9 protein-coding genes are annotated in these 12680 nt (G+C 44.0%); 2 read left to right on the forward strand and 7 right to left on the reverse strand.

Annotated elements, in window-relative coordinates:
* Position 1: 1 nt before the first annotated feature.
* Genes FX988_RS08215 through FX988_RS08230 form a run of 4 tightly spaced genes read right to left on the reverse strand, consistent with a single transcriptional unit; the run spans position 2 to position 3160 of the window.
* The gene (locus FX988_RS08215; protein WP_007991909.1) at positions 2 to 409 is read right to left on the reverse strand and encodes an ExbD/TolR family protein; all 408 of its coding nucleotides are present in this window, start codon (positions 407 to 409) and stop codon (positions 2 to 4) included.
* Positions 410 to 439: 30 nt separating this feature from the next.
* Positions 440 to 961, reverse strand: a complete 522-nt coding sequence (locus FX988_RS08220) for a MotA/TolQ/ExbB proton channel family protein (RefSeq protein ID WP_160179179.1) — start codon at positions 959 to 961, stop codon at positions 440 to 442.
* Between the two features lie 11 nt (positions 962 to 972).
* Positions 973 to 2376, reverse strand: a complete 1404-nt coding sequence (locus FX988_RS08225; RefSeq protein ID WP_160179180.1) for a MotA/TolQ/ExbB proton channel family protein — start codon at positions 2374 to 2376, stop codon at positions 973 to 975.
* A 13-nt stretch (positions 2377 to 2389) separates the two neighbouring features.
* Positions 2390 to 3160: a DUF3450 domain-containing protein gene (locus FX988_RS08230; RefSeq protein WP_007991904.1), complete on the reverse strand. Its 771-nt coding sequence runs from the start codon at positions 3158 to 3160 to the stop codon at positions 2390 to 2392.
* 609 nt (positions 3161 to 3769) lie between these two features.
* On the opposite strand from FX988_RS08230, the gene FX988_RS08235 reads away from it, so the two are divergent.
* Positions 3770 to 6103: a TonB-dependent receptor gene (locus tag FX988_RS08235; protein WP_160179181.1), complete on the forward strand. Its 2334-nt coding sequence runs from the start codon at positions 3770 to 3772 to the stop codon at positions 6101 to 6103.
* An 83-nt stretch (positions 6104 to 6186) separates the two neighbouring features.
* On the opposite strand, the gene FX988_RS08240 is transcribed toward FX988_RS08235, so the two are convergent.
* The gene (locus tag FX988_RS08240; protein ID WP_160179182.1) at positions 6187 to 8193 is read right to left on the reverse strand and encodes a cytochrome c/FTR1 family iron permease; all 2007 of its coding nucleotides are present in this window, start codon (positions 8191 to 8193) and stop codon (positions 6187 to 6189) included.
* Positions 8194 to 8406: 213 nt separating this feature from the next.
* Here FX988_RS08240 and FX988_RS08245 point away from each other — a divergent pair, with 213 nt between their 5' ends.
* Positions 8407 to 9114 carry an alpha/beta fold hydrolase gene (locus tag FX988_RS08245; protein ID WP_160179183.1) on the forward strand — a complete coding sequence of 236 codons (708 nt, stop codon included), beginning with the start codon at positions 8407 to 8409 and terminating at the stop codon, positions 9112 to 9114.
* A gap of 79 nt (positions 9115 to 9193) precedes the next feature.
* On the opposite strand, the gene FX988_RS08250 is transcribed toward FX988_RS08245, so the two are convergent.
* Together FX988_RS08250 and FX988_RS08255 are read right to left on the reverse strand one after the other, a co-directional pair.
* Positions 9194 to 9511, reverse strand: a complete 318-nt coding sequence (locus FX988_RS08250; RefSeq protein ID WP_160179184.1) for a hypothetical protein — start codon at positions 9509 to 9511, stop codon at positions 9194 to 9196.
* A 473-nt stretch (positions 9512 to 9984) separates the two neighbouring features.
* Positions 9985 to 12651, reverse strand: coding sequence for a TonB-dependent receptor domain-containing protein (locus FX988_RS08255; RefSeq protein ID WP_160179185.1), 2667 nt, complete (start codon positions 12649 to 12651; stop codon positions 9985 to 9987).
* Positions 12652 to 12680: the final 29 nt, after the last annotated feature.

Genomic DNA, 12680 nt, shown 5'->3' on the forward strand with positions numbered 1-12680 from the left:
TCTAGGGCTCTTGAGCTGCAATAGAAACGTCAGTAATACCTGCAGCGCGAGAAGCATCCATGACCTTTATTAAGGTTTCGGTTGTTGCTTTCTTGTCTGCCTGGATTACCACAGTACCTTGCGGGTTTTCAGCATGAAGACGCTCGATGTTAGCTTGTACCGCACGCACATCGATTTTACGTTTGTTAATCCAAATTTCGCCCTTGTCGCTGATAGCCACCAGAATATTAGCGCGGTCTTTTTTAACTGCTGTGGCAGCTTCCGGGCGGTTCACATCGATACCCGCTTCTTTTACGAAAGATGCGGTTACGATAAAGAAGATCAACATGATAAATACCACGTCTAGCATCGGCGTCATGTCGATTGCTGCTTCTTCTTCATCCATCATATTTTGAAAATGTTGTTTCATAACTGTCTCTTCTAAGGCGCAGCAGGCAGGCTACTTGCGCTCTATTGTCAATGCGTCTTCTAGATGCGTACGTTCTGATTTCGTTGTGCGCGCTAACCACGTGGAGGCAAATACTCCGGATAACGCGCCGACCATACCTGCCATAGTAGGAATGGTTGCTTTAGATACACCTGATGCCATTGAGCGGGCATTACCTGAGCCTGAAATTGCCATCACGTCAAACACTTCAATCATACCGGTGACGGTACCCATTAAGCCCAATAAAGGACACAAGGCTACCAGCGCTTGAATGATCGGAATACCAGCCCCTAAACGCAGGCTAACTCGTGAAATCATCGCTTGGCGAATTTGCTCTGCATTCCAAGAACGACGATCAGCACGGGCATTCCAAGCAGCAATGGTTTCTTTTTTGTATGCTTTGTGCCAGATAAATACGTACAACGCGCGTTCGAGGATGAGCAACCACATGACGAATATGAGAAACCCGATGACCAAGAGAACTTGGCCACCTGTTTCAGTAAAATCACGTATTGCTTCAAAAAATTCCAACATAGCTAATTACCTTAGGCGCTTGGTGTTGACTTTGCTTCCATACGCTCAGCTCGCTCGGCAATTACGCCTGACGCTTGCTCTTGTAGAATAAATACCACGTCTTTAGAGCGTGTGTTTAACATTGCGTAGAGCAATGTCATCGGGATAGCGACAACCAAACCAAGTACCGTTGTTACCAACGCAGTCGAGATACCACCGGCCATTAATTTAGGGTCACCTGTACCGAACAAAGTAATTGCTTGGAAGGTGTTAATCATACCGGTTACCGTACCCAATAGACCCATAAGAGGCGCAACTACTGAGATGATCTTGATGATGGTCAGGTTGCGAGACAATTTAGGAATTTCGCCTAAAATCGCTTCTGTTAGGTGTAACTCAAGGGACTCTGTATCCGCTTCTGGGTACTTATCACGTACCTGCATAACACGACCAAGCGGGTTGTTTGAGGTGAACTTGTCAGACTTAAGCTGTTTATTCACTTTTGTTTTGATAATGGTCAAGCTGATAAGACGCTCTAAGGCTAACAACAAACCAATCGCACCCACGATAAGGATGATGTAACCCACTAAACCACCTTGCTCAACACGTTCTTTTAAACTTGGTGCTTGCACTAACAATTTAAGAATAGAGCCGCCTGTTGGGTCTAAACCGAACTCAACAAGTTCACCGTTAGAAGCTTGTAATGCTTCTGCACTTGCAGTGTAACGCCCAGCAGGTTGACGGATTAACTCACCTAGGGAGTTCGTTGCTCCTTCATAGTCAAGATACTTGCCGTCAGCTACCAATGCGAATGTGCCCACACGAATGACTTCTTTGCTGACTTTGGCGCCACCAGCTTCAACTACATCGGTCGTAAAGCGGGTCACTTTACCTGACTCAGTCATTTCACGTTGCATTTCAAACCAAACACGCTCAATTTCGTCAATCGAAGCAAGCTTCGAGCTTGAGCCCATAGATTGCGCCATTTCGTCTAAAAACTCTGCGCGATTAGGAATTTGCGCAGATATAACTGAGTTAAAGAATTTGCTTTTGGTATCACCAGCAACTTGCTGAAGCACACCAAATAATTCTTTTAGTGAACCTAAACGCTTGGTTAATGCATCGTTCAAGTCACCTAATTTAAATTCGTTTTCTTCGAACGTCGTTTCTAAGTTTTCAGATGTTTGTAAGGCAACATCACGCGCCTTCGCCGCGTTGCGTAACATCTGATCTTGTTCAGCACGCTTAGCAATAAACTCTTTTTCACGTTGACTGTTTTGCGTTGTCTGTTGGAATTTACCTTCCTCTAATTGCTTAAGAAGCGCGTCTAAATCTAGAGCAGACTCTTTCTTTGGCAGAGGATCAGCGGCCATGGCTGTGGTTGCCGTGAATGTAACCAACAACGTAAGTGCGATATTTTTAACTAATTGATTCATCTTCATCGTGCTCTTAATCTGTGATCGCTACAGGCAACATCAGTAAGTCTGGTGCCATTTGTTTTTTGGCCATACGTAGGCCCTTAGTCACTTGTGTGCGGTAGCTTGACGGTAGTGCATCCCACTGACGAGTTTGTGCGTTCCACATACCTTGCATGCTTGCGTCACGCGTTTGGTAAATTAGCGCAGTGCGCCCGACACGTAAAAAGTCAACGTTGCGCTCTTGGCCGTCGATGTTTTGTAAACCCGCGTATGCTTCAAGCGTGCGCCCGTAATCCATTTCAACTTGGTAAGCTTCCATCACACGGCGAAATTTTTCTGATGGTGCAACATCAGCTTTGTCCATCATGCTTTTCAAACCAGCGATACGATTAGCACGCTCTTGCGCTAAGAAAGGCACATCAAGAGCAATAAACTGTTCAAGGCCATCGATCATGCGCATCATCAAGGGCGTAATTTGACGTTCAATAACACTGACATCATCAATCGCAGCGTTAAGGTCGGCCATTTCCTGTACTTGATTCTCAATTTGCTTGCGTAGCTGGGTGTTATAAACCTCTAAGCCTTCAGTCTCTTTGTTAATGGCTTTGAACTGCTGCAATTTATTATCAATTTGATCATTAATCTTATTGATTTTTTTCTGAGAGTTAGCAGCCGAGTCATTGATTTCTGTCGCTTTTTCAACAGCTGGCTTCAGGTATGCATCTTCCTGGGCGTAGCCAGATGCAGATAAAAGCAAACTTACACTGAGTAAGCTGGCTGATAACGTAGTGGTAGACTTCATGTACTCAAACCCTATTTGAAGGAAATGGTGAAATAGTCTAAACCTTACGGATTAGCCAATTTCATTAAGAATTTGCGCAAGGATAGGGGTTAGTCGTGGCATTTTTATTACAGCCATGTGACGTATAAATGACAGTAATATTTCATTTATATGACATAGCGTGATAGCGCGGTTTACCCGCATGTACAGGCATGATGCAGTCCAATTTAGCGAGATAAATCTTCAGTATTCTCTTGAACTAACAACTGATTTAATGCGGTTATAGTGACCAAATATGACCGTTAATTTAACTAGGTAGTATGCCCATCTTTTATACTCCCACCCGCACCACGGTAAAATAAACACCCAAACGCAAAGCAAATATGACAGCAATGTATTAGGCTTATTCACACAATGTACGAGACTTTATTTTGTAAGGTAGGCACAATACGCAGCCATCTTGAATCACTTTTGCAAGATATCGCTACGTCACGGGTTTCGCACATCGACGTGCAATATTCAAGCAATTGATTAGACTAAAGATTAGAACTTCGCTTAGCGAAAAAATGCGATGATAAAATCGTAAAACAACATATTTTCTATAACCACACATTTACTAGCGGTGACACAATGACCAATTTTCACAAAGCAGCATTAGCCGTCTGTATCCAAGGTGCTTTATTTAGCCAATCTCTTCACGCGCAAGAAACACCAGCAGCACAAGAGAAAGGCCTAGAGCAAATCACGGTTACAGCGCAAAAACGTACGCAAAGTATTCAAGAAGTGCCAATTTCAATCGCTACCTTAAACGGTGAACGTTTTGAAAGCATATTTTCAGGTGGTGACGACATTCTCGCCTTAGCAGTGCGAGTACCAGGCTTGTACGCCGAATCGTCTAATGGCCGAGTGGCCCCACGTTTCTACATTCGTGGATTAGGCAATACCGATTTCGATTTAGCCGCGTCTCAACCTGTTTCCATTGTGATGGATGATGTGGTTAAAGAGAATGTTATTTTAAAGAGCTTCCCTTTGTTCGACGTTCAACAAGTAGAAGTGATTCGTGGGCCCCAAGGCACCTTATTTGGTCGCAACACGACAGCTGGTATCGTCAAGTTTGATACCGCCAAACCTACCGAAGATTTTGACGCCTATGCCAAAATGAGCGTAGGTAACTTAGGCACTTTGAACTTTGAGGGTGCTGTTGGTGGCGGTCTAGCCGAAGACTTATCAGGTCGTTTCTCTGTGTTATCACAAGATCGTGATGACTGGATTGACAACGGCTTTACCGGTGAGAAAGACGCACTGGGCGGCTTTGATGAGAAAGCATGGCGTGGCCAATTGTTATATACCCCAACAGAAGATTTCTCTGCATTATTAAATGTACATGGCCGTGAACTAGACGGTACGGCATCGGTTTTTCGCGCCAACGTGTTCACTAAGGGGAGTAATGATCTAAACCAAAACTTCGATCGCGATAAAGTCTATTACGATGGCGATATTGATGGTGATGGAGCTGATAACAATCCGCAAGAATACGAAAACTATGGGGCTTCACTAAAGCTAGAGTTTGGCCTAGAGAACATGTCTATCACGTCAATCACCGCCTATGAAGAAGCTGAAGGATCTAGCTTAGGTGATATTGATGGTGGCGTATACACCAATGATTTAACCACACCAGTACCTGACGGATTAACCTCGGCAACCTTCAACTCAGGCTTTGAAGATGTCCTGACATTCCCAGGTACAATTGGTTTTGGTGCCGTGACCCAAGATAAACTAGACGACCTAGAGCAATTCACTCAAGAAATTCGTTTTGCAAGTGAAACGGATGATGCCCTAAGCTGGCAAACCGGTGCCTTTTACTATGATTCTTCATTCAATGTCACCAGTATTGACGGCTACTTTGGCGCGACCACAGTATTCCATGAAAACACCACTTGGGCTGTGTTTGGTCAAACGACTTATGAAGTCAATGAGCGATTAAATGTCACCGGTGGTATACGTTATACCTATGACGAAAAATCACTGCGCGTTGGCGAGCAAAATGTAAATGGTTTTGCCCTTGTTACCGGTGATGCAAGCGTTCAAGAATATGACGATATTGATGTTGACGACGGGCAAATTAGCTGGGAGTTAAGCGCAAACTACAAAATCAATGGTGATACCTCGGTATTTGCTCGCTTAGCCAATGGCTTTAGAGCGCAGTCTATACAAGGCCGTGATGTGGCGTTTGAAGGTACACCATCGGTAGCCGATGCTGAAACCATCAATTCAATTGAATTTGGCTTCAAATCTGATTTGCTAGACAACACCTTACGCCTAAACGCAGCAACTTTTTATTATCAAATCGATGATATGCAGTTCTCTGCCATCGGTGGTGGTGCGAACAACGTTGCCTTGGTCAATGCAGATAAAGGTGTGGGTTACGGGTTTGAAGTTGATGCACAGTATATTGCCAACGATTACCTGACGCTTACCGCGGGCTACAGCTACAACAAAACCGAAATTAAAGACGATTCATTAACCTTGCTACCCTGTGGTACCAATGAAGCATTTGGCTCTACGGGTAACTGTACTGTGCTAGATCCTCGCCCTAATGGCTTTAATGCGGTAATTGATGGCAACCCGTTCCCTCAAGCACCTGAAACTATCTTTACTTTTACGGCTCGCTACGCCGTGCCTGTGGGTAACGATGGTGAGTTCTTCGCGTTTACGGACTGGGCATACCAAGGCGACACCAACCTGTTCTTGTATGAATCTGTCGAGTTTCAAACGGATGGCAATGTGGAAGGTGGTTTACGTATTGGTTACGAGAACTTTGAACACAATTACACCGTTGCTTTATTCGGGCGAAACATCACCGATGAAGAGAATGTTAAAGGTGCTATCGACTTTAACAACCTAACCGGTATTGTGAATCAACCGCGTATCTTTGGTATTGAAGCGAAAGTCAGTTTTTACTAAGCGCTAACCAAAATAACGGCCTAATGACTTAGGCCAAATAAGCAAAGGCAGATTTTACATCTGCCTTTTTTATGTCTGAAACGTCAGTTTAATGTTTCGTTATCAGCCACGTTTGATTGACGAGAAAACATGTAGATGAATAACAGTAAAATAACCCCTTGAATCATTATTCCTTGCCATGTGGCTGAAATACCTAACCAACTGACCGATATATCCAGTGGGAATGGCGTAATAGCAATGACCGCCGCCTCTTGTAAAGCTGATATCCCTTTGCCAGCCAAGATGAAGGCTAGGATTAACATAAAGTACGCACTCAATGCGAAGAAACGTCCGATAGGCAATTTCACCGAGTATTTGAGCATTAGCCAAGTGATCATGACTAATATCGCGATTGCACCGAGCAAACCGTACCATACAAAACTGACCTGACTGCCATCTCCTGCCGATTGGGTGAGTAAAGACTGATAAAACAATATCGTTTCGAATACCTCACGATACACAGATATAAAGGCCAAACCGGTAAGGCCCCACAAGGTCCCCTTGCTTAAATGCCGCTCAACATTATTTTGAATATATTGCTGCCAAACAGCTGCCTGTGTTTTGCTGTGCATCCAGTAGCCTACGTAAAACAATATGCCTGCAGCTAGTAAGGCTGCACCACCTTCCATCAGCTCTCTTGATGCACCGCTGATCGTTACAAGGTTTTCAGCCGCCCACCAAGTCACTCCACCAGCAATGAGTGCTGATGCCCAACCAAAGTGAACATAACGTATGGCATCTTGGCGCTGGGTTTTTATCAATACCGTTATAAGGGCTAATACGATTAATAACGCTTCTAACCCCTCACGTAATAGAATGATCAGTGAAGCTGAAAACATTGCGCTGTTTGACAACACCGCGTCAGTCAGTGTGCTATCAACGCGCTCCAACTGTTGCAGTATTTGCGCAGATTCAGCGTGAACCTGCGCTTCATTGCCTTCAACACTGAGAACGTTACGAAAGTTCAACAACTGTTTTTCTACCGACTTTCGTAAACCACTATCTCGAGCATCAAGGTTATTCTCGATTAACTCAAAGCCATCAAGGTAAGCGCTCACAGCAAGGGTTTGCGCTTGGTCTAAATGACCAGCATTGTATGCATTAACTGCTGCAATTAGGTTATTTTTGGCGGTCGAGATAGGTGAGCCACTCTGGTCAAAAAAAACGGCTGGAGATGCGCGCCACCGCTCAACTTGCTTTTGACTAATATTGCTATTTTGTGCAGCAACCTGTAGTGGATTATTGTTGATCCACGCTTGTAACTCTAAGCTTGGCTCACCAACACTCGCCGTGTCACCTGTGCCTTGATTAAATGCCAAGCTGCCTACATAAAATGCCAACGACCAACGTTGTTGATCACTGAGTTCGGTAAATGCACGCATAGCTGTATCATCTAGCCCAGCGCTAATAGCATCGTATAAGCCTAATAACGAACGATTTTGCGCACGTTCTTTTTCAGTGAAATCGGTTGGCTGAGGACTAAAGTTTTTCGCCAACGGGCCGTCACCTTGACCAGCCGGGCCATGACATGCTGCGCAATTATCCACGAATAAGGTATCTACCTGTGCTTGGGGAAGTAACCGAGAAGGCAGTTTTAGCGCGGGGGATATGGCTAACAGTTCTTGGCGAATTTGTAGCGTGAGGCTTTGGATCTCTCCCATGCTCGCCTTAGCAAGAATGGCTTGCTGCAATGCCTGGGCATTGGCCAGTACCGAAGTTTTGCCTAAGTCAAAGCCAGGTGCAGAGGCACGTTCGATAACTTCACCTTTTTGCAAAATCAGTTTGGCAAACTGTTGCATCTCAGCAAATTCATCTTCACTTGCCACCTCACCGTTAACCACCGCCTCTGAATAATCAACACCTATGTATTCGGCCATTTGCAGAATTTGACGGCTCTGAGTCACCACATCAATAGATGTGGGCGTTTGCGCAAAACTTGAGAACGTCATTATGCCAAGTGCCCAAACCGCGGCCGTATGACTGATGATCTTATTACTTACGCAACTGACAAGCAGTCGAGATAGACGTGAGAGATTTAATGAAGAGTACAAGATAAAACCTTAACCTGAGGGCAGTTACGTGAGTGAGCATTGGTCAAACGCCCACAGCTAACAAATGAGAATAGTTATTATTTTACTTTTAAGTCGTTGCGTAAGCAATGCTAAGTACACGCCCCGCACAGTGCTAAAGTACTATGTTTGAGCTGCCCTACACGCCCTATATTTACTGCTGTCACATAGAAAAATAAAACGAATGAGGACAGTATGAAAACGATAAAAGAATGTTACAAAATACGAATGCTGGCGCTATTAATGTGTTTAGCTATACCTTTTCAAGCGCTTGCCTGTAAAGATGCAGTGGTATTAGTGCATGGCAATACTGCTACACCAGCGAGCTGGGATGATACTTACAACTATCTATTGAGCAATGGTTACAGTAGTAGCGAAATCTATAAACCTGACTGGGGTTCGAAGAACTGCGCAGCTTGCAATAACCATAGCGGCAGTGAAGAAACGCCTGTTCGCCAAGCGATTCAAAGTGCATTAGCTTCATCTTGCAGCGGCAAAATTGATGTGATCGGTCACTCAATGGGGGCGACGCTAGCCGCACAACAAATTGATAAACTTGCCGTGGCAAATCAAGTCGATACTTTTGTGGGTATCGCGGGGGCATTTTTAGGTCTTAAAAGCTGTGGTTATTACCCCTTTAACGTGTGGAGTTCTACGTGTGGCTCTGCGGGTTTATCCGTTGGCAGCCCCTTTTTAGATAGCATTTATAACGTACCATTAGCATCTAAAGTGTACTCTATTAAAAGCTACATAGACCAAATAGTGTGCGCAACCGGCAGTTGCACTGTGGGCGGCGTACACAGTAGTCGCATCGCAAACGAAGATGGAACGTTCAGTTACGCGCTAGGGCATTTTGGTTTGCAAACCGATACAGCGGTGAAACAGTACCAATTGATTCAATAGGGTTCAGGTCACGGACAAAAAAGTCACCGAGGAAAGCCACCGCACCTAGCGGTGGCTTGATACGAGCGTTATATTGACATTAGCTACAGGTAATTTGTTTGAATATGGGGTAACACTGATTCTTACTTCCGGTGGGTTTGGAAACCCATGTTTTGCTGCTCCAATCAAATTCGTTGTAAGATGACTCGTCTTCCCCGCAAAACATTTCCCCAGCGATAATTTTGGAGTAAGTCTGTTTTTTTTCTTCGCAGAAGCCGCTGCCATTGGTGGCAGTGACAAAAATAAAGTCTAGTTGACCGTACTGATTAGTGGATTTTGGGTAGTGGTAAGTTGTTGCGCCAAGTGCATTAACTGACAAAGACCCCAACATAAGGCAAACAGCAATTTTTAATTTCATAACTCGTCTCCTTTTTAAACTGACGACCAATTCGCCAGCACGCAAAGGTTAAATTATTTACCCTAAATATCAATTCCATTAAATAATTAACCACTCAGCGAAAATTTAAAAGCACTTAATCAAGGCGCTTGAATGATAGCCCTTTATTAAAAACTAACCTGTGCTCTTTCGAGTTCGAGCAACACAGAGTAAGTCCTTTTAAAATTCGCCCGTAGGGAATTCCCCAGCGGGTTTTGCACTGCGTTCTCGGTATTTGAAAGGGAACAACCATTACTGCACACCGACGCCTTGTTCAAAACCCGCTGGATGAATTCTGAGAGGCCAATTATTTAATGGAATTGGTATAAGTTATGGTGACACTCCTATGAATTTTTATTAGCACTTTTATTTCACAATTTTTTTGGAGTGGCTAAAAAAAAGCCAACCCTTAAGGTTGGCTTATAATAGCAATGAATTTGAGTTGTATATCGATACTAGAAATCGTACCGGTAGCTCAACTTAACTGTGGTACCAATAGAACGGGTGCGTACATCGATTCCGTCTTGCGTTACTTCTTGATCTTCACCTAACAGATTTTTTAAGGTCAATTTGACAGTAGTATTAAAATCAGGGAAATAAGAGTAAGTGGCATCAAGCGAATTAAACGGTTGTTCATAAGCGTCTTCACGCCCATTGATACCCGAAGCAATAATTCGCTCACCAAAGACGTTATACACTAATGAACCACTGTGGTTACCATTTGCAGAATCATAACTAAGCTGCATGTTCACCACATACTGAGAATGGCCTGTCATGCGTTTTTCAGTATTGGTTAAGTTGCCCGCTGAGGCCGCATCAACAACTACCTCTGAGTCACTTAATGTGATATTACCAGAAGTAAAGAAGCCATCTGATACCCAGCTTAAGTCATACAACCATTCTGCTTCAACACCATACACTTCACCAGTGTCACCATTGGTGAAGTTTGCCGTATAGCTTGCATCCCCCACACTTAGCGTGGTTTCAATTGGGTTAGTAATATCTTTGTAGAAAGCAGAAAATGCGAGGTTGTCACCATCGTCGAAATACAATTCATAACGTAAATCGTAGTTTTTCAACGTGGTTGAACTTAGCGTTGCGTTACCAAAGGTACGAATATCCGTTAGTGGATCATCGTAGGCTACCGGCACAACTTCTCGTAAATCTGGGCGAACGACCGTTTCACCGTAACCAAAACGAAGCTGGTAATCGTCGCCGCCGATATACGTCAAGCTAAGTGCTGGATAGAAATCATCGTCGTTCACTGTTCCATTAAGAATATCGTCTTCGCTGTAGAAATTATTTAAATCTTCTTCGGTAAAGATCAAGCTAGATGACGATAAAGAGACTTGCTTAAATGCCTCATAACGCAAACCACCACTGATCCGCCAAATACCTTTATAAAAGACATCAAAAGCAGCATAGCCGGCATCAATCTTCTGAGCAGCCAAATAATCATCGGCTTCAGGAGCGATAGGCTCGTTAAAGCTAATCAACATATTGTCATCGATAAACTCGTCGGTTAAATAATTGGTTATCGATAAAACATTTGATATGTCGTCATTCACTAACGTGGTAGAACGGTTGTTATCCAAGAAGAAACTCGAGGTCGTGTAAATTCTAGCACGGTCAATAAAGTCCCAGCCGCCCTTAAGTTCCACTTCCAAATCTTTGAAAGTCAAAGGCAGCGTTACATTACCGCCCCAAGACTTCATGTTATCTTCCATGTCAACAAACTGATAGTTAGCTCGCCCTTGGGCTCCATCAATCAGAGACCCAGTATAAGTACCGTTGTCGAATGTATCAGTGAACTCATACTGTACATTTAACGGGTTTTCTGTTTCGGCTCTAGATTCTGTGTATTGCCAATCAACCCCTACACCCATGTAATCCAAAAAGGTGTGTTGTCCACGGAATTGGTCGACATCAAGCGTTCGCTCTTCATACACAAAGCTGTGTGTGCGATCCGCTTCATTGTCAACCGCGATCGAGATATTTTGACTTGGGTTCTGGAAAATTGAAATTTCAGACTCGTCTTCATTATCTTCGATATAAATTTTGGTGTAGCTAATACTATGTGTATCTAGCTTGTAGCCAACACTGAACAATCCGTTTACACGCTCTTCTTCAGTCGTCATTTCAGATTCAGCGTATGTGTCGTAACAGGTGTTTAGGATATCATCAGCAGTAGCAAGTTCAGTGGAGCAATTGTCAACAGGTGTTGCACTTGTTACCGCATTTGAGCGATCTGAATACGTCCACTTACTGTCATACGCCAGTGAGGCCAAAAAGCCGATTTGGCCACCGAAATACTCTTCATCAAAACTGTTGCCAATAAACGCCTGAGCTGAATAGTTCGGATCTAAAGATTCGTCTTTTAGCGCCAAGTTACGTGGTAGAGACTTGGCTAAGGTTTTGTTGACTGCGCTCGCTTGGTCTGCTGCAGAAGTATCCCCACTAACCAAATTGTCTTGACTAATAATACTCGCTAAACCAAAGTTTCCGCGGTATTGCGGTATCGCATCGGTTAATGCTTGAGGAATACCATTCTCATCACGGTTGTAGGTATAACCGTCAGAGTTATTAGTGTTGCCCTCGACAGCCACTTGAATACCCGCGACAAACTCTGTCGGTATTGCTTTGGTACGAATATCAACGTTACCCCCGCCAAAAGCGGCCGGCATATTCGGTGAATAGGCTTTCTGCACAGAGAGACTTTCGATAACGTTTGCTGGAAAAATATCCAACGGGATAACGTTACGGGTTAAATCTGGGCTTGGGATACTGGCACCGTTCAAGCGTGCACTTGAATAACGCTGACCAAGACCGCGCACATAAATAAACTTGCCGTCTACCAACGTTAAACCTGTTACGCGGCGAAGCGCCGAGGCCGCATCACTATCACCAGTACGTGAAATTTGCTCTGAGCCTAATATGTCCGCAACGAAGGCTTGATTTTTACGCTCTTCGATAACGGCAGCGGCCGTTCCTTGAAGTCGAGAGCCTGTTGCTACGACTTCTTCCATGACCTGACTTTCTTGTGCGAAGGTTGACCCTGCACTAACCAAAAGTCCCAGTCCTACCGAGTAGGCGACTTTTTTAAGTTTGTATTGATTACTCACCTTTAACTCCTAGCTATAAATCAAAAAAT

Origin of the sequence: Paraglaciecola mesophila (assembly GCF_009906955.1) — a bacterium.
GTDB lineage: Bacteria > Pseudomonadota > Gammaproteobacteria > Enterobacterales > Alteromonadaceae > Paraglaciecola > Paraglaciecola mesophila_A.